The sequence below is a fragment of the Microbacterium oxydans genome, assembly GCF_900095745.1.
GTDB lineage: Bacteria > Actinomycetota > Actinomycetes > Actinomycetales > Microbacteriaceae > Microbacterium > Microbacterium oxydans_B.
This window is the reverse complement of record NZ_FMIR01000005.1, coordinates 1-26249: the sequence shown is the minus strand read 5'-3', so window position 1 is coordinate 26249 and position 26249 is coordinate 1. Positions and strand designations below refer to the sequence as shown.

Sequence of the window (26249 nt, the reverse complement as noted above, 5' to 3'; positions counted from 1 at the left end):
GACTGGGGGTATGACTTCGCCTGTGCTCGACTCGCTCCTCGCCCGCATCGTCGAGAGCGGGCTGCTCGAAGACCCGGTCGCCGAGAACGGTCTCGTCTACGGGCGTGCGAGCATCGACGCGGCCGGCACCGTGGTGAACGTGAACGTCGACCCGGAGCTGGACGAGCATGGCGAAGACGTCGATCACGACGCGCTGATCGCGGCGGTGTCGCGGATCCTCTCGGTCGGGGAGACCCGGTGGCGTGCTGTGGTCGACGAGGTCGCCACCGACATCGATGACGCCGTCGACGACGAGCCCGTCATCGAGCAGATCGACCTGCGCGACGATCTCGAGGCGACGTCGGTCGTCGTCTTCGCCGATGCCGCCCTGCTCGCGTTCGTCGCGCCGAAGCAGTTCCCGGAGTCGCGGATCCTCGTGCAGCTCGACGAGGAGCTCGAGGTCGAGGGCGTCGAGGTGCGCGAGATCGACGGCACCGCCACCGTCGATCTCGACACCCTCGACGACCTGCTCGACGAGATCAGCCGCGCCGACGACTGACCGCTCGATCGCATGGAAGACATCGCCGCTTCTCGCTCGGCCTCACCGGCCGTTTCATGCCGGCCGGGACGCGGCGGCATCCTGCTGTCCGCGATCGGCGCGACGGCGGTCGGCGTCGTGGTGACGTGGTGGATCACGACCGCGCAACGCGTGTCCGTGGCATCCGATGCCGACCTCTCGTCCGTGCCGTTCGGCTTTCCTCTGCCCTGGATCACGCAGGACCACTCGTCGAACCCCTTCACGGCGTATCCGGCCGACGTCGCCCTGCGGCTCACCGGTCGCACCGGCATCCCCTATCCGACCTCGTACGAGTGGCTGCCCTTCATCGGCGATGCGCTGATCTGGGGCGCGGTGTTCTGGGTGCTCGGGATGGTCGTTCTTCCGGCCGCGGTCCGAACGATGCGCGCGAGGTCAGGCCCCGACCGTCCACGCTCTTGACGGCGGGCGACTATCCGAGGTTCAGCGCGCCGTCGGGCGGAGAACTCCGCATCGGGCGGAAGAATGCACCTGGATCCTCCGCCCGGCGGCGAGTTCTCCGCCCGTCGCGGTGGCGCTACAGCCACTTCTTGTAGCGGAAGACCCCGTAGAGCGCGACGGCGAACGCAGCCATCGCGCCGATCGCCATCGGATACCCGAAGGCCCAGTGCAGCTCGGGCATCACGTCGAAGTTCATGCCGTACACCGTGCCGACCAGCGTCGGCGCGAAGATGATCGCCGCCCAGGAGGAGATCTTCTTGATCTCGTCGTTCTGCGCCAGCCCGGCCTCGGTCTGACGGCGGGCGACGAGCGCGGAGTGCACGGTCAGCGCGTTCTCGAGGATCGCCCGGAACGAGTCGACGCGCTCGTTGACGCGGATCGTGTGGTCGAGCACATCGCGCAGCGACCGCTGCAGCTCCTCGTCGATGCGGTACTTCTCCGACCCGCGGCGCAGCCACTCCAGCATCCCGCTCAGGGGATGCACGGCCCGCTGGAAGTTGATGACCTCGCGGGAGAGCTCGTAGATGCGCCGGGAGAGCGCGCTGTCGTCGTCGCCGTCGCCGAAGAGCTGGTCCTCGATCTCGTCGATGTCGTTCAGCAGGCCCGCCACGATCGGCTCGTACCCGTCGACGACCTCATCGAGGATCGCGTAGAGCACCGCCTCGGGGCCCATCGCGAGCAGCTCGGGGTTGGCCTCCATGCGCATCCGCACGGCGGCGAGGTTCGGGGACTCGGCGTGCCGGATCGTCACCACGAAGTCGGGGCCGACGAACAGGTGCAGTTCGCCGAACTCGATCGACTCCTCCTTGTCGCGGTAGCGCGCCGGCCGCAGCACGGCGAACAGGGTGTCACCGTAGCGCTCCACCTTCGAGCGCTGGTGCCCCGAGAGCGCATCCTCGACCGCGAGCGGATGCAGGTCGAACTCCCGCGCGACGGACGCGACCTCTTCCGGGCTGGGTCGATACAGGCCGATCCAGGCGATGCCGCCGGCGGCATCCAGCATCCGGTAGGTCTCGTCCAGGTTCTTCGGGGTCTCCACGCGACGTCCGTGGACGTACACGCCGTTGTCGATGAGCGCCATGATGCGGCTCCGTTCTCGCAGGTGCACGGCAGCAGAAGCTCCGTGCGCGGATTCCTCAGGGGGCGGATGACGCCGCCGACGGCTGCGGGAAGGACGTGCGAGAGCGGACCCGAAGGTCAACGCATGAACGCAGGGAGTCGCGACGCAGCGAGGGCGGCGTCGTAACTATCACCGGACATCGCCATCACCGCCTTTCGGGACTCTGCGGGTCGAACGACCCAACGGGTCAGCATACCCCCGTCGCCTGGGAAGAGGCGCCCGCGGCGGGTCTCGAGAGCGGCGAACATAGGCTTTTGCTGGATGAATCCTATGTATATGCTGCACGCGGGGGAGCAGGATGACCAGGAGGAATCATGGTACGAACTGTTCTGGAGGGGTCCGAGCGCGCTGCTCAGACCCGGAGAAAGATCTACGCCGTCCTCGCCGGTGGGCTCGTCGTCGGCGTGGGATCCGCGCTGACACTCGCCGCGTGGAATGACTCGGAGTTCGCGACGAGCGACTTCGCCGCAGGGACGTTCGAGTTCCAGGGATCGACCGATGGGGCGGCCTGGGCCGACCACGCCGTCGAGGGCGACGCGGCGGTGCTGACGTTCAGCACCGGCTTCGACAACCTCGCGCCGGACGACGTCGTGTACGCGCCCTTCGCGCTGCAACTGACCGCGGCCAGCACGTCTCCCGCGGGACTCACCGCCGTCGCGCCCGTCGTGACGGGAGACCTCGCCGGTCAGCTGACGTTCGGCGCGGTGTCCACGACGACCTTCGGATGCGACGCGACCGCGTTCGCCGGGGGGACCGCGGTGCCCGCCACCATGGATCCGGGCGACATCGTCTACCTGTGCCTGCAGGTCACCGCCGGTGCGACGATCACGCAGGGCGACACCGGCACCGCGGTCTGGCAGTGGGACGCCGTCTCGCAGTAGTCACCTCGGCACGGCCATCGTGGTTCGACAGGCGCGGGTTCGCGGCCTGAAGACGTTCACGCGTGTTCAGGCGCTGCTCGCGTGCGCCCTCCTGCTCGGAGTGGGCGCAGCCGGGAGCCTCGCCTCCTGGTCGGACAGCGAGCTGGCGGGCTCGCCGTTCACGGCGGGAAGTTTCGCCCTCGCATCGCGGACGGATGCCGGTGGCTTCACCGCGCACCCCGAAGACGCCGCCGCCGCCCTCAGCTGGACGCTCTCCCCGCTCTTCCCCGGGGAGAGCGCGGCCGCATGGGTGCAGGTCCAGGCGACCGGATCGGTGGAGGGGGACGTGCTCCTCAGTGGGGTGTCGCTCGCGGTCGAGCCCGCGGCGGGCAGTCCGGAGGAGGCGCTCCGGGATGCGCTCCTGGTGCGGGCATCGGTCACGTCGTCGACCGATCCCACTCCGCCCGAATGCACCGCGAGCACGCCGGGTGTCGAGGTGACGGGGCTCACGCAGGTCCCGGTGCTCCCCGCGCAGCAGATCGAACCGGCCGGCGCCTCCACCGTGACGTACTGCGTCGTCCTGACGCTCCCGCCCGATGCGCCGGCGGCCGCCCAGGGCGCACAGCTCACGCCCACCTGGGTCATCACGGGGAGCACGGGATGACGGCCTTCTCGCGCCGTGCTGCACGGACGGGCCGCCTCGTCCGTGACATCCTGCTGGCCGCGGCGGCGGTCGGCGGAGCGGCGTGCCTCGTGTTCGCCCTGCTCGCGTTCACGGGCGGCTACTCGCTGATGATGTTCAAGACCGGCTCGATGTCTCCCACGATCCCGGCGGGTTCGGTCGCACTGGTCCAGCGGATCCCCGCATCCGAGATCGTCGTCGGCGACGTCGTGACCGTCGACCGGGCAGGGACGCTGCCGATCACGCACCGGGTCACGAGCGTCGGCGAGGGGAGCGTAGCCGCAGAACGCGTGATCACGATGCGCGGAGATGCCAACGTCGTCGACGACCCGATGCCGTACACGCTCGCCGAGGCGCGGATCGTGCGCGGTTCGGTGCCGTATCTCGCACCGGTGATCGCACAGTTCGGCAACCCCTGGGTGCTCGGATCGCTCACCCTCGCCACCGCGTTCCTCGTCGGCTGGGCCTTCTGGCCGAGGCGGCCGCGGACTGACGACGCAGAAGCCCCGCCCCCGGAGCCTGCCGACGCGGTGGACCCGCCCGGCGACGGGGAGAGCGCGGGCCGCGCGGCGGCGGGAGCCCGTGTGCTGGCGGCGCTCTTCGTGCTGGCGGTCTGCGCGTCGAGCGCGACTCTCGCTCCGGCACCGGCATCCGCGGCGACCGGATCGGACTACCTCAGCGTGCGCTCCGACCTCGCCGGTGCCGGCGTGCAGGCGCTCGACCCGCTGGTCCCGCTGCGCTGGCACCTCGACGTGGACGCGTCGGCGGCCCCGGCTGACGGCGACCTCGCCATCGCCATCTCGTCGGTGGGCGACCCGGCGTTCGGACTGCGGGCCGAGGTCCGCGCCTGCGGGCAGCCGTGGCTCTCCGACGGCACCTGCCCCTCGGGCGAACGGCTGCTGCGTCCGGAGGGGCCGCTGCCGGCGGACGGCGTCTGGCAAGACCTGCTCTCCACCGCGACACCGGCCGTCGCGTACGTGCAGGTGGCTCTCACGGCGCAGCCGCAGTCTCCCGAGGCCGGCGCGGCGGGCGCCTCGGTCACGGTGCGGGCCACTGCGGGCGGAGACACTGTCGACACCGGGATCGACGGCGAATCGGAGCTGCCTCCGACCGGTGGCTCCGGTCTGGCGCTGCTCGCCGCGCCCGCCGCGGTGCTGGTCGGCATCGGCATCGCGCTCCTCGCCCGCCGACGCCCGAGCCCGAGGGGGCGGCGATGAGGGTGCTCCGCAGACTCCTCCTGCTGCTGACGGCCGCCTGCCTCGCCGCGATGACCCTCACGGCGTCGCCCGCCGGTGTGCGGGGTGATGCGCTGCTCGGCATCACGGAGGCGGCGTGGCTCGATGCGCAGTACGCGCGCGGACCCGTCGAAGCCGGAACCCTTGACGTCCCCACCATCACCGCCTGTACGACGGAGAACGAGGGAACGAACGGCGCCATGAGCGGGGTCACGCTCACCTGGACGTCGGTGCTCGACGACCCGGCACGGATGCTGCTCGCCTTCTCGGTGACCGCGGGAACCGTCTTCGAAGCGCCGACCGATCGCATCGTGGTGACCGGGCCGGCCGCCGGCCTCTACACGTTCACCTTCACCGCGACGGCGTCGGAACTCGACGCCGCGCTGGGGCCACTCGCGGGCGCGAGCGTAGGGGCAGCGGTGTCCACGCGTGCCGGGACAGAATGGCGATCGGATGTCGCGACCCGGACCGTCTCGGTCGGGACCCTGAGCGGAGGGCTCGGCTCGGCGACCTGCGACCTGGGGCACACCCTCACGCTGACCGGGTTGACCGCGGCGACGCTGCCGATCTCCCGCGTGATCCCCGTCGGCACCTCGGCCACGTCGTCGCTGCCGCCGGCGCTGCAGGACCGCCGACGCACGCCGGTGTACACGGTCACCGTCCGCGACATCGCCTCGAATGCGGTCGTCCCGAACGCCGAGGTGACGATCGTGCTCCCGGATGGCCTGGCGTTCGAATCGGGCACGTTCGCCGACCTCGGGGAAGGCACATTCACCACCAGCGCGACCGGAACCGTCGACTTCCGCGTCGTCGCCAACCGCTCCGAGCCCGCGCAGGGGCCGGTGCGCGTCGAGTCCCCTCGCGCCTTCACGATCCTCTCCGGGCAGCCCGTCACCTCGGTGCCGCTGGTGTCCTGGGGATATTCGGGACAGGGGCAGACCGGCTCGGACAACCTCACCGGCGCCCGGACCAGCGCCGTCCCGCTCTGGGACAACCTCACCATCACGGGTGCCACGGCCGTCGGCTCCAGCTATTCCACGCTGCTCTACGCCGATCAGAACGGCAATCTGTGGGGGCGGGGCTACAACGCCTCCGGCATCATCGGCGACGGCACCGCCACGAATCGCACGAGCGTCGTCGCCGCGCTCACCGCCCCCGGTGCGCAGCTCGGGAACATCACGCACATCGGCACCGGCACGGACCAGCTCTCCTCCGTCGCGGTCGATGCGGCGGGCGGTGTGTGGGCGACCGGCATCAACGAGCTCGACGGTTTCGGCGCTGCCTACACGAACACCCGCTACTGGCAGCGCGTGAGCGACAACTACACGATGCCCGCGGGCGCACTCACCGCCGAGGTCAATCCCTTCGGCGCCGTCTTCATGGTGCTGAGCAACGGGCAGGCGATGGTCGCGGGCGCCGACAGCTACGGCTACTCCGCGCAGGGCGCATCCGTGAGCGCCGCGGCCGGATCGGCGGGGCTGCTCATGCTCACCGGTCCGGGTGCGCCCATCACAGGCGTCTCCTCCGGTGGCATCGGCTGGCAGTCGTCGGCCGTGGTCACCGACGACGGCCGACTGTTCACGGCGGGCACGACGGCCTACGGCGGCAGCGGCACGTTCTATCTCGCGGAGAAGACGCTCCCGGCGGGGAAGACTGCGGCGAAGGTCGTCGTCGGGCAGTACCGGATGCTGGTCATCATGACCGACGGCACGGTCTACGCACTCGGCGCCAACACCAGCAGCTCCCAGGGCACCGGCAGCTCGGCCGCGCCGGGCGCGACGCTCACCCCGGTCGCACTGCCGGCGGGTACCGTCGCCACCGATGTCGCGATGGGCAACGACTCGACGGTATTCCTGCTCGAGTCGGGCGAGGTCTACTTCGCCGGGCTGAACGACACCGGCGGGGCGGGGGCGGGTACCACCACCGGCACCTTCAGCACGCCGGTGCGCGTGCCCCTCGCCCACACGGCCACGAAGGTCATGGCGTCCTGGTATGACAGCTTCCTCGCCGTGCTCGGGTGACGGCCGGGCGGGCCAGCAGCCGCCGTCTCAGGGGACGATCGAGTCGATGTAGCCGCCGTCGACCCGCACCGCGGCGCCGGTCGTCGCGGAGGCGAGTGGGGAGGCCAGGTAGGCGACCATGTTCGCGATCTCCTCGGGTTCGATGAGCCGCTGCAGCAACGACTGCGGGCGATGCAGCCGCATGAACTCGCGCTGCGCCTCGTCCCACGGCAGCTTCGGGTCGACGAGCTCGTACACGAAGTCCTCGACGCCGCCGGTGTGGGTCGGACCCGCGAGAACCGAGTTGACGGTCACCCCCGTGCCCGCGGCCTCCTTCGCGAACCCGCGCGACACCGCGAGAAGGGCCGTCTTCGACATGCCGTAGTGGATCATCTCGGCGGGGATCACCACGGCCGAGTCGCTGGCGATGTCGAGCACCCGACCCCAGCCGCGAGCGGTCATGCCGGGGAGCGTGGCGCGGATGAGGCGCACGGCTGCCAGCACGTTCACGTCGAAGTAGCGGCGCCACTCGTCGTCGGTGATCTCGAGTGCGGGCGTCGCGCCGAAGATCCCCAGGTTGTTGACGAGGATGTCGATGTCGCCGGTCGCGGCCAGCACCTCATCCGCTCCGGCCTGATCGGTGACATCGCCCGCGGCGGCGACGAGATCGCGTTCGGAATTCTCCTGCTGCATCTCGGCGATGACGGAGGCGACCGTGTCGGGCTTGCGGCCGTTGACCGCCACGCGGGCGCCGGCGTCGGCCAGTGCCGCGGCGATCGCCCGCCCGATGCCCTGCGTGGAGCCGGTGACGAGTGCGGTCCTGCCCGCGAGATCGATGCGCATGGTGGTTCCCTCCGTGACGGATGCTGCCTGCTGATGCAACGGTAGTCGCGTCGATTCCATGCCCGTGGGGTCGGAGTGATCCGGCGAGATCGTGGACGAAGGTAAAACGTTAGCTGGTCGAATGTCATATAGAGTGGACTCATCGTTGTTCGAGAACGGCACTGGGGAGTGGCCGGCTCGGACGAGACGCGGATCTCGATCCACTCGAGACCACCGCGACTGGCCGCGGCGAAAGCCGCCTGTTCTCGGTGCGCCTCCCCCTCCCGCACCGGGCTGCGCCCCCCGACGTGGGCCTGTGAAGGTTCACGCCGGGGGGACGTGCGAACGCGGGGCACCGCCCCCGCGTTCGCCTCGTTTCGTTGAGCGTCGAGGGGGCAACGTGTAACATTTCACAGGACGGGGATGGGTGCGGTAACGGATTGCGGGGGCTTCATGGACGACGATGCGGATCGGACAGAGCAGCTGCGGGTCCGACTGCGATGGCTCGCCGGATGCTCCGCGGTCGCGATCATGCTGATCGCCGGGTGGTTCGCGTACGGCGCCATCGTTCGGTCGCCCGAGATGATGACGGTCGCAGCGGGCGGCTTCGCGGCCGTCGTGACCGGATGGAGCAGCCTGCACGCTTCCCTCACGACACGACTCGACCTGATCGCCGCGCAGGCGGACTTCGTCATCGACGCACCCGGCCTGTTCTCCGGGTCGCGCGACGACAGTCGTCCCGACATCAAGAGCTTCCCCATCGGCTGACCACCGCGCACCGGGTGGCGCGCGGCGTCAGGTGAGCAGGGTGGCGGCGTTGCCGGACGTGATCGCCCGCAGGGCGTGGTCGGGGAGCGCAGAGGTTGCGAGTTGCAGCGCCGTGGCCTCCGGGGTCTGTACGGGGAAACCGCTGCCGAACACCCAGCGCTCCGGGTCATCGCCGAGACCGTCGGCGACAGCGGTGGGGCCGTTCACGTGCCAGAGGTCGAGCCGCAGCCACTCGGGCGCGGCGTCGCCGAGATGCCGCTTCAGCTCGATCCCATCCGCGCGGTTGAGGCCGCTCAGCAGCAGCGGAGCAGCCGGACTCTCGCGCACGAGGTCGGCGATCCGGTGCATTTCGAGGTCGACGGCGGGGGAGAGCGGATGCCGAACCCTGGCGTCGTCGAGCCGGGCGATCAGCTGTACGGGGAGCCCGCGGTCGGCGCACGCGTCGAGCACGGGGCGTACGGCAGAGACCTCGTACCGGTGGAAGCCCGGGGCGACGCGCACGCCGCGGGCGCCGGCGGTCACGGCATCGTCGAGCTCCTCGCGCCAGGTCGGGTCGCGCGGATCGATCGTCGCGAACACGCGGAAGAGCGGGTCATCGGCACACGCGGCGAGCACGGCCTCGTTGCCGGTGCGGGTGTCGAAGCCGAACAGGGACGCCAGGTGCGAGACCCAGACCGAGCGCAGGCCGAGGCGTTCGGCGTGAGCGCGCAAAGCATCGGCATCCGCGGCGGCGGAGAGCCGGTACGGCCACTGTCCGAAGAAGCACGTGGTGTCGGTCGCACCGAGGTCGGCGAACGCGCGGAGCATCCGTCGCGCCTGGACGGTCATGACGCGACCTCCGCAAGCCAGCGGGCGACCGTGCCGCCGAACACCCGCTCCTCGGCATCGGGGTCGAGCCCTGCGCCGAGCACCTTGCCGACGTTGGCCGCGAGGTCGATGTGGGGCAGGTCGGATCCGAACACCACCCGGTCGGGGCCGAGGCGCTCCACGGCGAGTGCCACTTCTCCGGCGCCGATGATCGTGCCCGAGGTGTCGACGGCCACGTTCGGCACGGAGCCGACCGCGTTCACGGCCGACTCAGGCTGGCCGCCGAGGTGCGCCATCAGGAAGCGCACGTCGGGATGACGGCGGGCTGCGGCGGCGATGTGGTCGGCCGTCGACTCGTAGGGGAACTGCCCGACGGTTTTGCGCCAGGCATGCGCGAGCACGATCAGCCGGTGCTCGGCGGCGTACTCGAGGATCGGATCGCTCAGTGGATCGTCGGCAAGAGTCGCGATCCAGAGCTTGATGCCGATCATCCCGCGGTCCTCGACGTTGCGGCGCAGATCGTCGAGACTGTCGCGGCCGAAGCGCGGATTGACGTAGCAGTAGCCGCGCAGGCGGTCGGGGTATCGGCGCAGCTCGCCGGCCAGCACGTCGTTCATCTCCCGCACTTCATCGAGGCTCGGGTGGGCCTGGAAGCTTCCGAGGTTGCTGCACAGGAACAGCTCGATGCCCAGGCGGTCACCGGCCTCGAAGACCGCGGGGTCGAACCGCCCTTCGTCGAGGTGCGTGTGCGCGTCGATGCCGGTCATGTCGTCGCCTCACGCACGGCGACCGCGGCGCGTTGCAGCGTCTCGTCGATGTCTGCGTCGGTGTGCGCGGCGCTGACGTAGACGACCCGATAGAAGGAGAGTCCGTGGCGGAACGCCGCCCGCAGGAAGGCCTGGATCTCGGCATCGGCGCCGACGAACTGCGGGCACGCCGGGTGTCCCACGAGCCGGATGCCGGAGCCGGTCTCGGCGAACACCGCGTTCAGGCCGTTCTGCAGTCGCGTGCCGGAGGCGAGCAGCCGCGCGATCACGTCACGGTCGCGGATGGCGGTCATCGTCGCGGTGGCTGCCGCGAGCGACAGCGTCTCGCCGCCGTAGGTCGACGTGACGACCACCTCGCCGCGGTCGAGCACGCCGAGCACCTCCCGGCGCCCGCAGTAGACGGCGAGGGGCATCCCGTTCGCGATGCCCTTACCGAAGACCGACAGGTCGGGGAGGACTCCGGTCGCCTCGGCCATGCCGCCGATCGCCACTCGGAAGCCGGTGACCATCTCGTCGTAGGCCAGCAGGGCGCCGTGCCGGTCGGCGACGTCGCGCAGGTAGCGGTAGAAGCCGGCCGCCTCGGGAATCGCCGGGTAGTCGGCGGCGACGACGATGACCGCGATCTCCGAACCGCGGGTGAGGAACAGGCGATCCAGGGTCGCGCGGTCTTCCCAGTCGACCGCGTGGTGCAGGGCGGCGAGAGCGGCCGGAACGCCGGGCACAGCATCCGTCGTCGCCCCGGGCAGCACCCGCGCGCCCGCCGCGAGCGAGTTGAGCCAGCCGTTGTAGCCGATCTGCACGACCCGGTCGCGACCGGTGTGTGCGCGGGCGATGCGGATCACGGCTGCCAGCGCCTCGCCGCCGGTCTTCAGGAAGCGCGCGGCCTCGGCACCGGGCACGAGGGAGCAGAACAGCTCGGCCGTGGTCGTCTCGAGCGGATGCGGGTGGCCGAACAGGATGCCGTCGTCGAGCTGGGCGCGGATCGCGGTGTCGACGGTCGGATCCGCATAGCCCAGGGTCACGGGTCCGAGCGCGCAGCGGTAGTCGATGAACTCACGGCCCCGGTCGTCCCACACCCGGCATCCGTGCCCGCGGACGATGACCTCGGGCTCCTCCGGCAGCAGCGTCGGCGCCTTGGAGTTGGTGCTCGACCCGACCGGCATCACGGCCAGCGCGCGCTGTCGCCATCCGGTGGTGCTGTGCGCGGTGTGCATGCTGGCCTCTCTGCCGTGCGGATCCTGCGGTGCGGTGTCTAGCCGAGGGTGATGACCTCGCCGGCGCGGGCTGCGGAGAGCTGGGCGGCCTTGGCGATCTCGACCGTGCGGATGCCGACGCCGGCATCGGGTTGCGGCTGCCGGCCCTCGCGCACGGCGCGGACGAACTCCTCGAGCAGCAGGGCGTCGAGGTCGGCGCCGACGGGGCTCCAGGTCTCGCCGTGTGCGTCGTGCCCGGCCACGCCCTTCGCGAAGGGGCTGACCGTGACGGTGCCGCGTTCGGCCACGACCTGCAGCGTGAGTCCGCCCCAGGTGGCCGAGCTCATCGGCCAGCTCCACGAGCAGTCGATCGTGGCGATCACCCCGCTCGGGTACTGGATCGTGACGAGTCCGCCGGTCTCGACCGCGAGCTCGCGCTCCGCGTGCAGGATGCTGTTCGACACCGCGCGGACCGACTGCGCCCGCTCGCCCAGCAGTTCGTCGAGCAGGTCGGCGCAGTGCACGACGTGGTCGACGAGGGCGCCGCCGCCCGCCAGCTCGGGATCGGTGAACCAGGCGCGATCCTGCGGGAGCTTGCCGTTGTTGATGCCGGTGACGCCGAGGACCTTGCCGAGGCGGCCGCTGCGCAGCTCGGCGATCGCGTCGCGCACGCTCGGCGCGAAACGCACCGGGTACGCGACCATCAGGATCACTCCGGCCTGCTCGCACGCCTCGCGCATCGCGATGGCGTCGTCGACGGTCGTGGCCAGCGGCTTCTCGCACAGCACGTGCACCCCGGCGGCGGCCGCGCGCTCGACGAGCGCGCGGTGCCGGGAGTTCTCGGCGGCGATCACGACGGCATCCGGCTTCCAGGCGAAGGCCTCGTCGTGGGTCTCGACGTACGCGACACCGAGCTCGGCGGCCAGTGCGGCACCGCGGGGGGCGTCGTCCGGAGCCGTGGCGCCGTCGGGGTCGGCGGCGATCAGCTCGACGCCCGGCATGTCCTTCAGCGCGTGCACGTAGCTCAGGGCGTGCGTGTGCGCGAACGACAGCACGGCGATCCGCAGCGGGGTGGGGGCGGTCATCGGACGGCCTCCTCGGCCTCGGTGCGGTCGGGGGTGGGGAGCGCGACGGCGGCGCCGGCGGCGATCGAGGCGTAGGCGGCCTCGGCGACCGCGACGGCTTCGATGCCATCCGCCGGGCTCACCCTGGCGTCGCGGCCTTCGCGCAACGCGGCCACGAAGTCGACGATCTCGGCGTAGTACGGGCTCTCTTCGGGCGACATCGGCGGCAGGTAATCGGTGGCGCCGGCGTCGAGCACGGCATCCGTGCGCAGCGACGCGTCCTCGGCGCTGTCGTAGCGCAGCCGGCCCTCGGATCCCGCGACCTCGACGCTCGTGCGGAACGGCATGCCCGGGGCGACCCAGCTGGCGTGCAGGTGGCTGATCACGCCGCTGCGGTGCGTCAGCACGACGTGCGCGGTGACGGGTGCGGGAACTCGGTCGTCGACGGTCGGCGGGTTCTGCACCGCGAAGACCGTGGCGACGGGGCCGGCGAACCAGACCGCCTGATCGATGTCGTGGATCATCAGGTCGCGGATGACGCCGCCGCCGGTGCTCTCCGAGAAGAACCAGGGCGTCTGCGGGGCGGAGCCGGCGCGGCTGAACCGCTGCACCGCGAGGGTGCCGATGCGCCCGGCGTCGATGCCGGCCTTGATCTGCGCGTACTCGCCCATGTACCGGACGACGTGGGCGGGGAAGAGTCGCACGCCCGCCTCCTCGGCCGCGCGGGCGACGGTGGTGGCGGCCTCGGCGGTCGCGGCCAGCGGCTTCTCGCAGATGACGTCGCGCCTGTGCGCGATGGCCCGCAGGGCGAAGTCGGCGTGGGTGCTGCTGGGGGTCACGATGTCGACGATGTCGACCAGCCCGATGAGTGTGTCGACGTCGGAGACGAGCTCGAAGCCGTACTCCTCGGCGATCTCCTCGGCACCGGCCAGAGAGGTGACGTACCCCTCGGCGCCCAGCGCCCGCCAGGCGTCGGCGTGCACGCGCGAGATGCCGCCGGCTCCGATGAGTCCGACCTTCAACGTGCTCACTGCTTCTCCTCGGGGTCTTCGGGGGTCGTGTCGTCCGCCCCGACCGGCTCGACCGGCAGGGGGGTGATGGGCGGGGCCGGCATGTCGTCGATGCCGTAGATCTCGGCGGCGTGCCGCTGGAACGCGTGCACGACCGCACCGTGCGCCGCGGCCTCGGCGCCCAGGCGGGCCTCGGCGAGCGGCACCTGGAACGGCAGGCCGAGGTGTCCGGGGAGCGCTGCCCGCAGCGGGTCGAGCAGCTGCTCGTGTGCGGCGGAGAGTCCGCCGCCGATCACGATCATCGCGGGGTCGACCGTCATCGTCAGGGTCGCGATCCCGTGGGCGAGTTCGTCGATGAAGCCGTCGAGCTCCTGCTGCGCTGCGGCGTCTCCGCCGCGTGCCCTCGCGAAGACCTCGGCGGCGGTCGGCGCGGTGCGCCACGAGATCTGCCCGGTCTCGGTGTTCAGCCCGCGGAAGGCGAGGCGGCCGATGTCACCGGCGGCGTTGTGGATGCCGCGCCGCGGGCGACCGCCGAGGATGAGGCCCATCGCGATGCGGTTGCCGACCGAGAGGTAGATGACGTCGTCGACGAGCTGTGCGACACCCAGGTGGTGCTCCGCCACGGCCGCCAGGCGCACGCCGTTGTCGACCGCGACGGGGCAGCCGAACGCCTGCCGCAGCTGCGAGCCGATGTCGATGCCCGACCACTCGGGGATGACGACCGAGGTGGTCACGCGCCCGGCGTCATCGACGATGCCGGGGAGGGAGACGCCGACCGCGCGCAGCTTCGACGCGGGGATCCCGGCGTCGGACAGGGTGCGGCGCACGTCGTCGATGACGGCGGCGAGTTTGGAGGCGCCGTCGGGCTGCTCGGCGACGCCGGCGTAGCTGCGCTGCACGATCACGGCCCCGGCGAGGTCGGCCAGCACGACGCGCACGCTGGCGACGCCGATGTCGACGCCGACCACGGTGCCGGCGGCCGCGTGGAAGGAGTAGCGGCGGGCGGGGCGACCGGCTCCGCCGCCGTTCTGCGCCGGGGCGTCGACGATCAGTCCGGAGTCGGCAAGGACGGTCACGGCGTTCTCGACCGACGTGCGCGAGATCTCGAGCGAACGGGAGAGGTCGTTGACGGTCGCGGGGCCTGCGTCACGCAGCTGCAGAGCCGATCGAGCGACGATCGAACGCGGACTGTTCACGGCCATGTGCTGCCCCCTCTTCTTCTCCGTCGTCGGGTGCGATCAAATTAGCACACCGAATTCTCAGATCAAGCTTTGTTGTTCTCGAACGGGAAACACGCCTGAAACAACCGTCTGGGAACTTGTACTTGACGAATTATCCCATCCCAGTGTCATAATGAACCGTACTCAGCACGGTTCAAGCAAAGGAGCACCATGCGCGTCAGCAAGTTCATCGGCGTCGCCGCGGGAGTCGCGGCCGCCACCCTGTTGGCCGGATGTTCGGCCGGCGGAGGCAACACCGCAGAGGGTGAGCAGGACATCACGGTCTGGCTCTACCCGGTCATCGCCGACGAGGCGGTGCACAAGGACTTCTGGGACTCGACGATCGCCGACTTCGAGAAGAAGAACGAGAACATCAACGTCAAGTACGAGATCTTCCCGTGGGCCAACCGCGACGAGGCCCTCCAGACGGCGATCGCCGCCGGCAAGGGTCCCGACGTCGTCTACCTCATCCCCGACCAGCTCGCCGCGTACCAGAAGTCCATCGCGCCGCTCAACGACCTGCTGAGCGAAGAGCGTCAGGGCGACCTGCTGCCGAACGTGAAGAAGTCGGTCACGCTCGACGGCGACATCCTCGGGGCTCCGCTGCTCACCAGCGCCCAGCCCCTCCTGTGCAACGCGGCTGCGTTCGAGGCCGCCGGCGTCACCGAATACCCCGAGACGTGGGACGACATCGCCGAGATGGCCCCGAAGTTCACGGAGAAGGGCATGTACGCCCTCAACTACCCGGCATCCGCCGAGAACACCCTGAACCTCACCTACTACCCGCTGCTGTGGCAGGCCGGTGGCGAGGTCTACACGAAGGACGGCGACATCGGGTTCGACAGCAAGGAAGGCGAGAAGGCGCTCACGTTCCTCACCGACCTGGCCGATGCCGGAGCGCTCGACCCCGAGGCCCTCACCACCAACGTCCCGCTCGAGCAGACGGCCGTCGCTCAGGGCAAGGTCGCCTGCACGTGGAACAACGCGGTCCCCGAGGTCCTGCCCTTCTGGGGCGAGGAGAACGTCAAGGTCCTCGCACCGCTGACCGAGAAGGAGACCGTCGCCTACGGCACGGTCGGCTCGCTCTCGGTGCTCAAGGGCTCCAAGGCGCAGGATGCCGCGGCGAAGTTCGCGGAGTACGCGACCGGCGCCGACGTCATCGAGCCGTACCTGAAGGCCGCCGGCTTCTTCTCGGCGCTCAGCACCACCGAGCCGCTGTACGCGGATGACCCGCTGCTCGGCGAGGTCGAGAAGTACGTGCCCGACACCACGGTCGGCGAGCTCAACGCCTCGTCGCGTGCGCTGATGGGTGTGCTCGCTCCCGAGATCCAGGCGGCATTGCTCGGGGACAAGTCCCCGGAGGATGCTCTGAAGGATGCAGCGACTGCCGCGGCACCGCTCATCAAGAAGTAAGCAGCACCGGGGGCGTGCGGAGCCCGAACTCCGCACGCCCCCGTTCCCTTCACTCCCCCACGTGAGGAATCACTGATGACGACGGCAACCACGGCCAAGAGGCCCGCAGGGCGGGTCGCACGGGTGCTCGCACGGCGAGAGGCACGCATCGCGTTCCTGTTCGTGCTCCCCGCGTTCCTCCTCTTCATCGCCTTCCGCTTCGGCCCCAGCATCGTCGGCGTCGCCCTGAGCTTCTTCGACTACGACATCACCGGCGAGATCTCGTGGCGCGGGCTCGACCACTTCCAGCGCATGATCGCCGACCCGCTGTTCTGGCGGGCGATGGGCACCACGCTGATCTACACCGTGTTCGCGGTGCCGATCGCACTCGTGCTCTCCACCGTGATGGCGCTCGGCGTGCGCCGCGCCTTCCGGGGCGCACGCTTCTTCCGCTCGATCTTCTTCCTCCCCGTCATCACCTCGCTCGTGCTGGCCGGCTCGATCTTCGTCTGGATCTTCTCCGCCAACGGTCCGTGGTCGGCACTGATGACCCCGCTGGGGCTCGGCGGCTCCTGGCTGGGCAGCACCGTGCTCGTCATCCCGGCCATCGTCGTCGTCGGCGTCTGGTCGCGATTCGGCTACGGGATGATGATCCTCATCGCCGCGCTGCAGGACGTGCCGCGCGAGCTCGAAGAGGCCGCGCTGGTCGACGGCGCCAACGCCTGGCAGCGGTTCCGGTACATCATCATGCCGGTGCTGCGCCCGACCTTCTTCTTCCTCGCGGTGATCGAGACGACCGCCGCGTTCCAGGTCTTCGACGTCATCTACGTGATGACCCAGGGCGGGCCGGCCAACGCCAGCTACTCGCTCGTCTACATGCTCTACGACCAGGGCTTCCGCTACTTCGATTACGGCTACGCGGCCGCCATCGGCGTGGCCCTGTTCATCATGACCCTCGTCGTCGCGCTCATCCAGCGCCTGGTGATCGGAAAGCAGAAATGACCGCTCTGTTGCAGCCTCCGACACAGCCGCCGACGCAGTCGCCGGTCATGCCGCCGAAGATGTCGACCAAGCAGCGCCGCGCCTACCGCGCGCTCCAGCCGACCGGGTGGGGGATCGTCGGGCGATGGATCTGGCTGAGCCTGGCCGGCATCCTCAGCTTCTTCCCCTTCTACGCGATGGTCGTGCTGAGCCTGAAGCCGGGCATGGTCGTCGAGCTCCCCGGCTCGCTGCTGCCTTTCCAGGACATCTCGTTCGAGGCCTACGAGCAGGTGCTCGCCGGGCAGAACATCCTCGGCTGGCTCGGCAACACGCTCATCTACTCGCTCGTCTCGGTCGTCGCCGTGCTGTTCCTCTCGGCGCTCGCCGGCTACGCCTTCGCCAAGAAGCGGTTCCGCGGCAAGGAGGTGATGTTCTGGTCGTTCCTCGCGATGGTGATGGTCCCGTTCCACGTCACCCTCATCCCGACGTTCATCCTCATGGCGAACCTCGGCGGCGTCGACACATACTGGGGCCTGATCCTGCCGTCGCTCGCGAACGCGCAGGCCGTGTTCCTGATGCGGCAGTTCATCTCGGGCCTCCCTGACGAGCTGTTCGAGGCCGCCCGCATCGACGGCGCGGGTGAGTTCCGCATCTTCCTGCGGATCGTGCTGCCGCTGTGCAAGCCGATCCTGGCGACCCTCGGCATCTTCGTCTTCCTGTGGCACTGGAACGATTTCCTGTGGCCGCTCATCATCGCGAAGTCCAACGCGATGTTCACACTCACCGTCGGCATCTCGTCGCTGCAGCAGCAGAACGTCCCGCTGAGCACCATGCTCGCCGGATCCGTCGTGGCGCTGCTGCCCATCTTCCTCGCGTACCTCATCGCTCAGCGGTACGTGCAGGAGGGTGTGGCCGGTACGGGCATCAAGGGCTGAGAAGAAGGGAAAGCACCACATGACTCAGCACAATTTCACTTCAGAGGCCGATCTCGAGGAGGCGCTCGCCACACCGAGCGCCGGCCTGATCGACGACCTCGCACGCGGGGCGGGCGACCTCGTGATCCTCGGGGCGGGCGGCAAGATGGGCCCGACCCTGGCGATGCTCGCGCGCCGCGGGATGGATGCCGCCGGCCGCCAGGACGACGCCGTGTACGCGGTCTCGCGCTTCGGCGATGCCGTGATCCGCGAGCGCCTCGAGGCCGCGGGCGTGAAGGTCGTCCCGTTCGACCTGATCGAGAACGACGACTTCACCGCGCTGCCGGATGCTCCCAACGTGGTGTTCATGGTCGGGGCGAAGTTCGGCGCCGCGACCAACGCCTCCTGGGCATGGGAGGTCAACGCCGCCCTGCCCGACCGCGTCGCCCGCCGCTACCGCGACAGCGCCATCTCGGTGCTCTCCACCGGCAACGTCTACCCCTTCCTGCCTGCCTCCTCGGGCGGAGCAGCCGAAGAAGTGCAGCCGGCACCCATCGGCGAGTATGCGCAGTCGTGCCTCGGTCGCGAGCGCGTGTTCGAGTTCGGGGCGCAGGAGCGCGGCACCAAGGTCGCGATCATCCGCCTCAACTACGCGGTCGACCTGCGCTATGGCGTGCTCGCCGACATCGGCAGCGCCGTGCACGCGGGGCAGCCCGTCTCGGTCGCCACCGCCAACGTCAACGTGATCTGGCAGGGCTACGCGAACGAAGTCGTGCTGCGCAGCCTCGTGCACGCCTCGACCGCCCCGTTCACGATCAACCTCACCGGGCCCGAGCTGCTGAGCGTCGACTCGATCGCCCGGCGCTTCGGCACCCTCTTCGACCGCGAGGTCGAGATCGTCGACGAGCCGCAGCCCACCGCGCTGCTCAGCGACGCCCGCCGGTGCATGGCGTTGTTCGGCTACCCGGCTGTCTCGGCCGAGACCCTGATCGGGCTGCAGGCCGACTGGATCGAGAAGGGCCTCCCGATGATCGCCAAGCCGACCAAGTGGGCAGTCCGCGACGGGAAGTTCTGATGACCGTTCCCACCCTGCGACCGGAAGCCGCGGCCACCCTCGCCCGCGGTGCCGTGATCCCGGCGCATCCGCTCGCCCTCACCGCCGAGCGGCGCATCGACGAGCGTCGCCAGCGCGCGCTCACCCGCTACTACCTCGACGCGGGTGCCGGGGGCATCGCCGTCGGGGTGCACACGACCCAGTTCGAGATCCGCGATCCCGAGCACGCCCTGTTCGAACCCGTGCTCGCGCTCGCCGCGGAGGAGTTGGATGCGCGGGCGAGTGCCGACGTGGTGCGCATCGCCGGCGTCGCCGGCGGCACCGCCCAGGCGGTCGCCGAGGCCGAGCTCGCCCGCGGGCTGGGCTACGACGCCGTGCTGGTGAGCCCGCGCGTGGCCGGCGCCGACGAGCGGGCCCTGCTCGAACGCGCCCGCGCCGTGGGCGAGGTGCTGCCGGTGGTCGGCTTCTACCTGCAGACCGCGATCGGCGGCCCTGTGCTCGACCGGGACTTCTGGCGCGAGTTCGCGTCGATCCCGGCCGTCGTCGCCGTCAAGGCTGCGCCCTTCGACCGATACCGCACGCTGGAGCTGGTGCGCGGGGTGGCCGCCTCGGGCCGCGCCGATGAGATCGCGCTCTACACCGGCAACGACGACGCGATCGTCGCCGACCTGCTCTCCGAGTTCCATGTGGAGTCGCCCTCCGGTGCACGCACGCTGCGCTTCGTCGGCGGACTGCTCGGCCAATGGGCGGTCGGCACGCGGGCCGCGGTCGCGCTGCTCGAACGCGCGCAGCGCGCGATGGCCGGAGACGAGAAGGCGTACCGCGACCTGGGGCTCGTCGCCTCCGACATGGTCGACGTCAACCAGGCCGTGTTCGACCCGGGCAACGACTTCCAGGGAGTGATCGCGGGCGTGCACGAGATGCTCCGCCAGCAGGGGCTGCTCGACGGCACCTGGTGCCTCGACCCCGCAGAGGGGCTGTCGCCCGGCCAGGCGGAGGAGATCGAGCGGGTGCGCCACGCGTACCCCGACCTGAACGACGACGCCTTCATCGCCGAGAACCTCGAGGCCTGGTTGCGATGAGCGCGGCGGCGAGCGTGGGAACGGCGGTGCCGACCGTGGTCGCGGTCGTCTCCGAGGAGCTCTTCGCGGAGTTCTTCTCGGGTGAGGATGCGGAGCGGCTGCAGGCGGTCGCCGCCGGTCTGGGCGGGTCGTTCGTCCGGGTGGATCGGCTGTCCGATGCGGAGCTCGCCGAGGCGCGCATCGTGATCACGAGCTGGGGCGTCGGCCCCTTCGACGCGGCGGTGCTCGCCTCGCTGCCGACGCTCGAACTCATCGCGCACACCGGCGCCACGATCAAGCCCTTCGCGACGGATGCGCTGTTCGATCGCGGTGTCGTCGTGACCCAGGCGGGTGCGGGCATGGCGCGGCCCGTCGCCGAGGTGTCGTTGACGTTCACGCTCGCGCTGCTGCACCGGGTGCCCGAGATGCACAACGCCCTGCGCGCCGACGATGGCTGGTACGACGCGGATGCCGCGGGCGTGCAGCGCGAGATCCTCGGCACTCCCATCGCGGTGATCGGTGCCTCCCGCACCGGACGGGCGTATCTCGAGCTGATCTGTGCGCTCGGGGCCGAACCGCTGCTGGTGGACCCGACTCTCGATGCGGCCGCCGCCGCGGGGCTCGGGGCCGAGCTGGTCTCCCTCGACGAGGCGCTGCAGCGTGCGCAGATCGTCGCCGTGCACGCGCCGACCCTGCCCGAGACGCATCACCTGATCGGCCGCCGCGAGCTCGCACTCCTGCGCGACGGCGCGGGGCTCGTGAACACGGCACGCTCGTGGCTGGTCGACGAGTCTGCGTTGATCGACGAAGTGCGGAGCGGTCGACTGAGCGCCGCGATCGACGTGTTCGACGAGGAGCCGTTCGCCGCGGACAGTCCGTTCCGCTCGTTGCCCGGCGTGCTGGTCACCCCGCACCGGGCGGCCGGCACGAGCCAGGGACGCCGGCGTCAGGGGCGGATCGTCGTCGACGAGGTCGAAGCCTTCGCGGAGGGGCGCACCCTCACTCACACCATCTCCCGCGACCAGCTGTCTTCGATGGCATGACCGGGCCGGCGGGATGCGCGGCCGCCGCGCGGGCATCGTGAGCGCGGCGACGATCCGTGCCGCCCGCGCCACGGACCAGCAGGCGCTCGCCGCGCTGTGGGCGACGGCGTTCACGCCCCCGCTCGCTCCCGACCAGTGGCTCGTCGACGACGAACGGCTCGCGCACACGCGGGTGGCCGAAGATGACGAGGGCCTCTGCGGGTCGATCTACGGACTGCCCAAGCGGCTCCGGGAATCCGACGGCGGGATCGCCGCGGTGCACGCCATCGGCAGTGTCGCGGTCGCCGAGCGGGCACGGGGGCAGGGACTCGCACGCCGGCTGGTCGCCGCGACCCTGCAGGCGGCGGGCGACGCCGACTGGGCACTGCTGTTCACCGGCACCCCCGAGGTGTACCGCTCCAGCGGGTTCGAGACGTTCTCGATGGCGCGGACCGTGGCCGGGCCCTGGCGCGCTGCGACGCCTGCCGGAGCCGACGGTCGCGTGGTGCGCGAATCCGTTGGGCTCGGGAGTCTCCGCCCGCTGCGCGAGGTCTACGAAGGTTCACGGTCCGTCCTGGTCCTGGCGCCGGTGCGCGGTGATCGGGACTGGGCGATGGCCGAGGTACGGCTGCGAGGCGCCACTCTGTATCGCCGGATCGAGGGATCGAGCGTGGTCGGCTACGCGATCGCCGAGCGTCTCGGTGCGGTCGGCATGCTCCTGGAGAGCGCCGTGCTTCCGGATGCCGACGGTGTGCGTGATGACCTGCTCTCGGCCGTCGCGGTGGACTGGGCATCCGCCGGGGTGACGTCGTGCGAGCTCGCCGTGCCCGCCCTCCCGGAAGAGGACCGCGCGCTGCGTGCGTTCGCACCCGAGGCCGTGCGGCAGGACGACCGCACCGGGATGATCCGCCCGCTGCGGCGCGCGGCGCGACTGCACGGCATCCGCCACTTCACGGCGGGCGACTACTTCTGAGCACGGGCTCGGAGAACGGCACTGGGGACTGGGGATCGATCGGATGATGCGGCTCGGCCGGACGGCCGGACGCCTGACCGCGGCGATGACGCCGCACGGAAGGATGAGCATGACCCCGCAGGAGATGACCCAGACCGAGACGGCTGCGCTGCGCAGTCGGCGCATGCTGCTCGCCGGATTCGGCGCTGCCGCGATCGGTGGAGTGGCCGCCGTCGGCATGCCCACGGCCGCGCAGGCCGCCGGACCCGTGGCACCGCAGAGCTCGTCGGGCTCGGCGAACGTCGCCAACGGCGGCACCGCGACCGAGCTCGCGAAGCGCAAGGGCAAAGACGGCGACCTCGTGCGCACGACCGGGTACGCGGCGGCCGGAGACGGCGGCGACGGGCTGTACCGGTTCGTGAAGAAGGATGCCCCGGCGGCGAACGGCGGTACCGTGCTCGCCGGTCCGAAGGGCGGTGCCTGGCTGCTCCTGCACGACGGCGTCGTCGACTTCCGGATGTTCGGCGTGATGAACGCGAAGGTGAACGCCGACGACGCGCTCGACGCGATGGTGAACGATGCGAGCATCCACCGCATCGAGGCGCACAGCGACCTGAACTTCGTGCGCCGTCACAAGTTCTCGCGGTCGCGCATCGCGTTCGACTTCGGCGGACACCTCATGACGACGGTCGGCATCGAGAACGCCGGCAAGGACGACCCCTTCGCCGCGGTCATGTTCTTCCGCGGCGAGGTGACGGATGCCGTGCACGAGGCGCGGCTGAACGAGGTGGTCCCCGACCTCGGCGACGTCTTCCCGGTCGCCGACTCCTCGTTCTTCGCGGTCGGCGACTGGTATGCCGCTGAGGTGAACGCGCTGGCCGGGCGCTGGGAGCGCGAGCTGCAGCGGCTCGTGCAGGTCACGCAGATCGTCGACGGCACGCACATCCGCATCAACTACAAGAACGGCTGGCCGCTCGGCAAGGACCGCACGATGACCTGGCGCCGGGTGGTGCCGGTGCAGGACGTGACCGTGTCGAACCTGAAGTTCCTCGGTACCGGGAAGGACGAGTACACGGGCTCGCACCCGCTCGCCTTCGAATACGCGGTGCGCTGCGACGTCGACCACATCGACGGCACGGGAACCTTCTGGCCGCTCATCCAGCGCCGCTGGAACACGTACTACTCGACCGTGAGCTGCACGCTCAAGAACCCCACCTCGGTCACCTGGGGCGGTGCCGGCTACCTGACGCAGCAGATCTACTGCCTGTACGGATATGTCGCCAACTGCCACACCGCCAACTCGCGGCACCTGAATGACTTCACCGCGAGCGCCTACTGCCTCGTCGAGAACTGCCACGGCGACGGCGACGACCAGGGGCCGTTCGTCACGCACGGCCAGTATGAGCACGACCTCACCTACACCGGCAACTCGGGGCTCATGACGTTCGCGAACTCGGGGGCGGCCTGGGGATCGGCGGCCAAGCGCATCACGGTGCGCAAGCACGTGTGCTCGTGGTTCGTCGCCCGCGTGCGCATCACCGACCTCACGCTCGAAGACGTGCAGGTGATCGGCAAGCCGTCGCTCGCCGGCTCCGGGATGCTGTGGATCAATGCCGACGGCGCGCAGCTGCGGGGGTGCACGGCATCCGACACGCTCGTGATCACGCAGGCGTCGGACAACTCCGGGCGCCCGACGGTGATCGCCGACTCGCACTTCACGTTCGTCGCTCCGGGTGAGCTCACCAACGCCACCGTGAAGACCCCAGTCACGTTCGTCGACACCGTGCTCGACCGCGTGGGCGGCATGAAGATCGCGGGCTCGGGTGCGGTCACGTTCCGCGGCTCGACCCTGAACGCGGCGGATGACGCGGCACCGATCGTCTCGTCGTCGGCGCAGCTGCGGTTCGAGGGGGCGACGCTGCGCAACGCCCGCATCGAGGCGGCGCGGAGTGAGCGCCAGGTGGTCGAGGTCGCCGGTTCGGATGTGTCGATCAAGGGCGGCACCGGTGTCTCGCGGACCGGCGACGGCGAGCTGCACCTGACACTGTCCGACAGCAGCTTCCGCGCCGAGGGATCATCCACCCACGTCGCGGTCACGAAGGGGGCGACGAACTACCGCGCGGTCGGCAACCGCTTCGAGGGCGGCGCGCTGGAGCTGGCGGATGCCGCGTTCGGCGACTCGTCGACCCTGCTGCATACCGGCAACGTGGAGTCGGGCGTGACCCGCACGGCCTTCCCCGCCGAGGGCGACCGCGTCGTCGACACCGCCAACCTCGTGGTCTGACAACCGGTCCCGGTCCCGTCCCCGCTCCCGCGCGCGCACCCGTCCCGGTCGCCGAGTGCACGGGCTACTCGCGAGTGCACGGCTTCTCGACGTGAAGAAGCCGTGCACTCGGCGGGAGGTCGTGCACTCGGCGGCCGCGCAGCGCCCATAATTCGCGCCCGCACACCGCGGCCGCCCAACATGAAGGAGAACTCCCGTTATGAAGGAGGATCTGCCGATCCTGGTCCTTCATAACGGGAGTTCTCCTTCATAGCGGGCCGCGGGCTGCGCGACGAGCGCCGGCGGACGAGAGTTCTCCTTCATAGCGGGCCGCGGGCCGCGGGCCGCGGCGACAGGGCGTCAGCGCGGGCGGCGGGGGCTGTCGGGGTTCATCAGCGAGTGGCGGCGGCCGTAGGCGAAGTAGACGACGAGTCCGATCACGAGCCAGACGCCGAAGCGCAGCCAGGTCTCCCAGTGCAGCTGCGAGATGAGGAACAGTGAGAAGCCGACGCCGACGATCGGAACCACCGGCATGAACGGCAGCCGGAAGGTGCGCGGAGCCTCCGGCTTCGTGTACCGGAACACGACGACGGCGATGCATACGACGACGAACGCCGCCAGGATGCCGATGTTCGTCAGGTCGGCCACAGCGCGGATGGGGAAGATCCCGGCGAAGAACGCGGAGCCGATGCCCGCGATCCAGGTCACCCGCTGCGGCACACCGCGGCCGTCGACCTTCGAGAACCAGCCGGGGAGCAGTCCATCGCGGCTCATCGAGAACCACACGCGGGTGGCGCCGAGCAGGAACGTGAGCATGACCGTGAGGATCGACAGCACCGCGAACACGGAGATGATCGAGGCGATGACGGGCAGCCCGACGCTCGAGAACGCCGAGGCGAAGCCGGCCTTCGGGTCGATCTCCTGGTAGTTCTGCATTCCGGTCAGGACCAGTGTCGCGGCGACGTAGAGCAGCATGGCGATGATCAGCGACAGGATGATCGCCTTCGGCATGTGCTTGCGCCCGTCCTTCGCCTCCTCGGCGGCGGTGCTCATCGCGTCGTAGCCGAACACCGCGAAGAACACCGTCGCCGCGCCCGTGAAGACCGGGCCGAACCCGGAGGGCATGAACGGGGTGTAGTTGTCGGTGTTGATGTAGAAGATGCCGAGCCCCACGATGAACAGGATCAGCAGGATCTTGATCCCGACCGCCACCAGCTCGAACCGGCCGAAGGTCTTGGTGCCGCGGCTGAGGAGGAACGTCACGAGCAGACAGATCAGGATCGCCGGGATGTTGACGACGCCGCCGGGCTGGTCGAACGTCTCGGTGACCGCGGTCGGCAGGTGCACGCCGAAGCCGGAGAGGAACGCATCGAGATAGCCGGAGATCCCGATCGCGACCACGGCCACGATGGCCACGTACTCCAGGAGCAGATCCCAGCCGATGAACCATCCGGTGATCTCTCCGAGCGCGACGTACCCGTAGCTGTACGCCGATCCGGCACGGGGGATCATCCCTGCGAACTCGGCATAGGAGAGTGCGGCCGCCGCAGACGCCAGTCCGGCGATGAGGAACGAGATGACGACCGCGGGGCCGACGCCGGGGTTCGTGGCGTCGCCGTGTGCGACGAGACCGGCGAGCGAGAAGATCCCGACTCCGACGATGCCACCGACGCCGATCGCGGTGAGCTGCCACAGTCCGAGGGATTTGAAGAGACCACTGCTCTCCGCCTCGTCCGTCAGGTCGCCGACCGGCTTGCGCCGCCAGACGGAGTACGCCGGATTCTTCGGATTCGTGCGGGGCATCCTTGCCTCCTTGAGGTTCCGCGCGCCCCGGGTGGGGGCGGCGTGCGAATGGCTGAGCTGGTTGAGCGGTAACACGTTACGCTCGCGGCGGTCGCTCCTCAATCGGACTTATGGCCAGGGTTCGCGTCGCCCCTTCCTCGCCCGCGAGTGCACGGGATGTTCGCGAGTGCACGGCCCCTTTGCGGGGGAAAGCCGTGCACTCGGCAGGAAGCCGTGCACTCAGCGAAGGGGGAGGGGGCGGGGT

At 70.2% G+C, this 26249-nt stretch carries 24 protein-coding genes; 15 read left to right on the top strand and 9 right to left on the bottom strand.

Going from position 1 to position 26249, the window contains the following annotated elements:
- Nucleotides 1-10 precede the first annotated feature (10 nt).
- Entirely contained in the window at nt 11-538 is a 528-nt protein-coding gene (locus BQ2383_RS00550) for a cytochrome C5 (protein WP_091027574.1), read from the top strand.
- 12 nt (nt 539-550) lie between these two features.
- On the top strand, nt 551-976 hold the full coding sequence (locus tag BQ2383_RS00545; protein ID WP_091027572.1) for a hypothetical protein: 426 nt from the start codon (nt 551-553) through the stop codon (nt 974-976).
- A 115-nt stretch (nt 977-1091) separates the two neighbouring features.
- Here BQ2383_RS00545 and BQ2383_RS00540 read toward each other — a convergent pair whose 3' ends face one another.
- A complete protein-coding gene (locus tag BQ2383_RS00540) occupies nt 1092-2096 on the bottom strand; it encodes a magnesium and cobalt transport protein CorA (protein ID WP_091027726.1) in 1005 nt (334 codons plus the stop codon).
- Nucleotides 2097-2449: 353 nt separating this feature from the next.
- On the opposite strand from BQ2383_RS00540, the gene BQ2383_RS00535 reads away from it, so the two are divergent.
- From BQ2383_RS00535 to BQ2383_RS00520, 4 genes are read left to right on the top strand one after another with little or no spacing between them, the layout of a single operon-like run.
- Nucleotides 2450-3016, top strand: a complete 567-nt coding sequence (locus BQ2383_RS00535; protein ID WP_091027570.1) for a SipW-dependent-type signal peptide-containing protein — start codon at nt 2450-2452, stop codon at nt 3014-3016.
- A gap of 19 nt (nt 3017-3035) precedes the next feature.
- Nucleotides 3036-3659, top strand: a complete 624-nt coding sequence (locus tag BQ2383_RS00530; RefSeq protein WP_167381501.1) for a SipW-dependent-type signal peptide-containing protein — start codon at nt 3036-3038, stop codon at nt 3657-3659.
- A complete protein-coding gene (locus BQ2383_RS19430; RefSeq protein ID WP_208617593.1) occupies nt 3656-4894 on the top strand; it encodes a S26 family signal peptidase in 1239 nt (412 codons plus the stop codon). The genes BQ2383_RS00530 and BQ2383_RS19430 overlap by 4 nt, the downstream gene beginning before the upstream one ends.
- On the top strand, nt 4891-6933 hold the full coding sequence (locus tag BQ2383_RS00520) for a hypothetical protein (RefSeq protein WP_140403272.1): 2043 nt from the start codon (nt 4891-4893) through the stop codon (nt 6931-6933). The genes BQ2383_RS19430 and BQ2383_RS00520 overlap by 4 nt, the downstream gene beginning before the upstream one ends.
- Nucleotides 6934-6960: 27 nt before the next feature.
- Here the strand turns inward: BQ2383_RS00520 and BQ2383_RS00515 are convergent, their stop codons facing one another.
- On the bottom strand, nt 6961-7755 hold the full coding sequence (locus BQ2383_RS00515) for an SDR family NAD(P)-dependent oxidoreductase (RefSeq protein WP_091027723.1): 795 nt from the start codon (nt 7753-7755) through the stop codon (nt 6961-6963).
- A 432-nt stretch (nt 7756-8187) separates the two neighbouring features.
- Here BQ2383_RS00515 and BQ2383_RS00510 point away from each other — a divergent pair, with 432 nt between their 5' ends.
- Nucleotides 8188-8502, top strand: coding sequence for a hypothetical protein (locus BQ2383_RS00510; RefSeq protein WP_091027562.1), 315 nt, complete (start codon nt 8188-8190; stop codon nt 8500-8502).
- Between the two features lie 27 nt (nt 8503-8529).
- Here BQ2383_RS00510 and BQ2383_RS00505 read toward each other — a convergent pair whose 3' ends face one another.
- The 6 genes from BQ2383_RS00505 to BQ2383_RS00480 are packed head-to-tail and all read right to left on the bottom strand — an operon-like array spanning nt 8530 to nt 14545.
- Nucleotides 8530-9330 (bottom strand): amidohydrolase family protein, encoded by an 801-nt coding sequence (locus BQ2383_RS00505; RefSeq protein ID WP_091027561.1) that lies wholly within the window; start codon nt 9328-9330, stop codon nt 8530-8532.
- The gene (locus BQ2383_RS00500; RefSeq protein ID WP_091027560.1) at nt 9327-10076 is read right to left on the bottom strand and encodes an amidohydrolase family protein; all 750 of its coding nucleotides are present in this window, start codon (nt 10074-10076) and stop codon (nt 9327-9329) included. The genes BQ2383_RS00505 and BQ2383_RS00500 overlap by 4 nt, the downstream gene beginning before the upstream one ends.
- On the bottom strand, nt 10073-11290 hold the full coding sequence (locus BQ2383_RS00495; protein ID WP_091027559.1) for an aminotransferase class III-fold pyridoxal phosphate-dependent enzyme: 1218 nt from the start codon (nt 11288-11290) through the stop codon (nt 10073-10075). The genes BQ2383_RS00500 and BQ2383_RS00495 overlap by 4 nt, the downstream gene beginning before the upstream one ends.
- Before the next feature lie 38 nt (nt 11291-11328).
- Nucleotides 11329-12354, bottom strand: coding sequence for a Gfo/Idh/MocA family protein (locus tag BQ2383_RS00490; protein ID WP_091027557.1), 1026 nt, complete (start codon nt 12352-12354; stop codon nt 11329-11331).
- On the bottom strand, nt 12351-13364 hold the full coding sequence (locus BQ2383_RS00485; RefSeq protein WP_091027555.1) for a Gfo/Idh/MocA family protein: 1014 nt from the start codon (nt 13362-13364) through the stop codon (nt 12351-12353). The genes BQ2383_RS00490 and BQ2383_RS00485 overlap by 4 nt, the downstream gene beginning before the upstream one ends.
- Complete coding sequence (locus BQ2383_RS00480; protein ID WP_091027552.1) at nt 13361-14545, bottom strand: ROK family transcriptional regulator; 1185 nt, start codon at nt 14543-14545, stop codon at nt 13361-13363. The genes BQ2383_RS00485 and BQ2383_RS00480 overlap by 4 nt, the downstream gene beginning before the upstream one ends.
- 189 nt (nt 14546-14734) lie before the next feature.
- Between BQ2383_RS00480 and BQ2383_RS00475 the strand changes: the two genes are divergently transcribed.
- From BQ2383_RS00475 to BQ2383_RS00440, 8 genes are all read left to right on the top strand, one after another.
- The gene (locus tag BQ2383_RS00475; RefSeq protein ID WP_091027550.1) at nt 14735-15976 is read left to right on the top strand and encodes an ABC transporter substrate-binding protein; all 1242 of its coding nucleotides are present in this window, start codon (nt 14735-14737) and stop codon (nt 15974-15976) included.
- Nucleotides 15977-16051: 75 nt separating this feature from the next.
- On the top strand, nt 16052-16957 hold the full coding sequence (locus BQ2383_RS00470; protein ID WP_029263160.1) for a carbohydrate ABC transporter permease: 906 nt from the start codon (nt 16052-16054) through the stop codon (nt 16955-16957).
- Nucleotides 16954-17871 carry a carbohydrate ABC transporter permease gene (locus tag BQ2383_RS00465; protein ID WP_029263159.1) on the top strand — a complete coding sequence of 306 codons (918 nt, stop codon included), beginning with the start codon at nt 16954-16956 and terminating at the stop codon, nt 17869-17871. The genes BQ2383_RS00470 and BQ2383_RS00465 overlap by 4 nt, the downstream gene beginning before the upstream one ends.
- Before the next feature lie 19 nt (nt 17872-17890).
- Nucleotides 17891-18925 (top strand): NAD-dependent epimerase/dehydratase family protein, encoded by a 1035-nt coding sequence (locus BQ2383_RS00460; RefSeq protein ID WP_091027548.1) that lies wholly within the window; start codon nt 17891-17893, stop codon nt 18923-18925.
- Complete coding sequence (locus tag BQ2383_RS00455; protein ID WP_091027546.1) at nt 18925-19986, top strand: dihydrodipicolinate synthase family protein; 1062 nt, start codon at nt 18925-18927, stop codon at nt 19984-19986. Before BQ2383_RS00460 ends, BQ2383_RS00455 begins: the two co-directional genes overlap by 1 nt.
- A complete protein-coding gene (locus BQ2383_RS00450; protein ID WP_091027544.1) occupies nt 19983-21008 on the top strand; it encodes a hydroxyacid dehydrogenase in 1026 nt (341 codons plus the stop codon). The genes BQ2383_RS00455 and BQ2383_RS00450 overlap by 4 nt, the downstream gene beginning before the upstream one ends.
- A gap of 13 nt (nt 21009-21021) precedes the next feature.
- On the top strand, nt 21022-21960 hold the full coding sequence (locus BQ2383_RS00445; protein WP_244175830.1) for a GNAT family N-acetyltransferase: 939 nt from the start codon (nt 21022-21024) through the stop codon (nt 21958-21960).
- 109 nt (nt 21961-22069) lie between these two features.
- On the top strand, nt 22070-24223 hold the full coding sequence (locus tag BQ2383_RS00440) for a peptidase C14 (protein WP_244175829.1): 2154 nt from the start codon (nt 22070-22072) through the stop codon (nt 24221-24223).
- A gap of 339 nt (nt 24224-24562) precedes the next feature.
- Here the strand turns inward: BQ2383_RS00440 and BQ2383_RS00435 are convergent, their stop codons facing one another.
- Nucleotides 24563-26005 carry an APC family permease gene (locus BQ2383_RS00435; protein ID WP_091027543.1) on the bottom strand — a complete coding sequence of 481 codons (1443 nt, stop codon included), beginning with the start codon at nt 26003-26005 and terminating at the stop codon, nt 24563-24565.
- Between the last annotated feature and the right edge of the window lie 244 nt (nt 26006-26249).

What these genes read in the sequence shown, in the direction of transcription:
- BQ2383_RS00470 (WP_029263160.1), top strand. Translation starts at nt 16,052, where the DNA reads ATGACGACGGCAACCACGGCCAAGAGGCCCGCAGGGCGGGTCGCACGG.
- BQ2383_RS00545 (WP_091027572.1), top strand. Translation starts at nt 551, where the DNA reads ATGGAAGACATCGCCGCTTCTCGCTCGGCCTCACCGGCCGTTTCATGC.
- BQ2383_RS00480 (WP_091027552.1), bottom strand. Translation starts at nt 14,545, where the DNA reads ATGGCCGTGAACAGTCCGCGTTCGATCGTCGCTCGATCGGCTCTGCAG.
- BQ2383_RS19430 (WP_208617593.1), top strand. Translation starts at nt 3,656, where the DNA reads ATGACGGCCTTCTCGCGCCGTGCTGCACGGACGGGCCGCCTCGTCCGT.
- BQ2383_RS00440 (WP_244175829.1), top strand. Translation starts at nt 22,070, where the DNA reads ATGACCCCGCAGGAGATGACCCAGACCGAGACGGCTGCGCTGCGCAGT.
- BQ2383_RS00445 (WP_244175830.1), top strand. Translation starts at nt 21,022, where the DNA reads ATGCGCGGCCGCCGCGCGGGCATCGTGAGCGCGGCGACGATCCGTGCC.
- BQ2383_RS00540 (WP_091027726.1), bottom strand. Translation starts at nt 2,096, where the DNA reads ATGGCGCTCATCGACAACGGCGTGTACGTCCACGGACGTCGCGTGGAG.
- BQ2383_RS00505 (WP_091027561.1), bottom strand. Translation starts at nt 9,330, where the DNA reads ATGACCGTCCAGGCGCGACGGATGCTCCGCGCGTTCGCCGACCTCGGT.
- BQ2383_RS00465 (WP_029263159.1), top strand. Translation starts at nt 16,954, where the DNA reads ATGACCGCTCTGTTGCAGCCTCCGACACAGCCGCCGACGCAGTCGCCG.
- BQ2383_RS00515 (WP_091027723.1), bottom strand. Translation starts at nt 7,755, where the DNA reads ATGCGCATCGATCTCGCGGGCAGGACCGCACTCGTCACCGGCTCCACG.
- BQ2383_RS00450 (WP_091027544.1), top strand. Translation starts at nt 19,983, where the DNA reads ATGAGCGCGGCGGCGAGCGTGGGAACGGCGGTGCCGACCGTGGTCGCG.
- BQ2383_RS00490 (WP_091027557.1), bottom strand. Translation starts at nt 12,354, where the DNA reads ATGACCGCCCCCACCCCGCTGCGGATCGCCGTGCTGTCGTTCGCGCAC.
- BQ2383_RS00475 (WP_091027550.1), top strand. Translation starts at nt 14,735, where the DNA reads ATGCGCGTCAGCAAGTTCATCGGCGTCGCCGCGGGAGTCGCGGCCGCC.
- BQ2383_RS00550 (WP_091027574.1), top strand. Translation starts at nt 11, where the DNA reads ATGACTTCGCCTGTGCTCGACTCGCTCCTCGCCCGCATCGTCGAGAGC.
- BQ2383_RS00495 (WP_091027559.1), bottom strand. Translation starts at nt 11,290, where the DNA reads ATGCACACCGCGCACAGCACCACCGGATGGCGACAGCGCGCGCTGGCC.
- BQ2383_RS00510 (WP_091027562.1), top strand. Translation starts at nt 8,188, where the DNA reads ATGGACGACGATGCGGATCGGACAGAGCAGCTGCGGGTCCGACTGCGA.
- BQ2383_RS00455 (WP_091027546.1), top strand. Translation starts at nt 18,925, where the DNA reads ATGACCGTTCCCACCCTGCGACCGGAAGCCGCGGCCACCCTCGCCCGC.
- BQ2383_RS00435 (WP_091027543.1), bottom strand. Translation starts at nt 26,005, where the DNA reads ATGCCCCGCACGAATCCGAAGAATCCGGCGTACTCCGTCTGGCGGCGC.
- BQ2383_RS00520 (WP_140403272.1), top strand. Translation starts at nt 4,891, where the DNA reads ATGAGGGTGCTCCGCAGACTCCTCCTGCTGCTGACGGCCGCCTGCCTC.
- BQ2383_RS00500 (WP_091027560.1), bottom strand. Translation starts at nt 10,076, where the DNA reads ATGACCGGCATCGACGCGCACACGCACCTCGACGAAGGGCGGTTCGAC.
- BQ2383_RS00460 (WP_091027548.1), top strand. Translation starts at nt 17,891, where the DNA reads ATGACTCAGCACAATTTCACTTCAGAGGCCGATCTCGAGGAGGCGCTC.
- BQ2383_RS00535 (WP_091027570.1), top strand. Translation starts at nt 2,450, where the DNA reads ATGGTACGAACTGTTCTGGAGGGGTCCGAGCGCGCTGCTCAGACCCGG.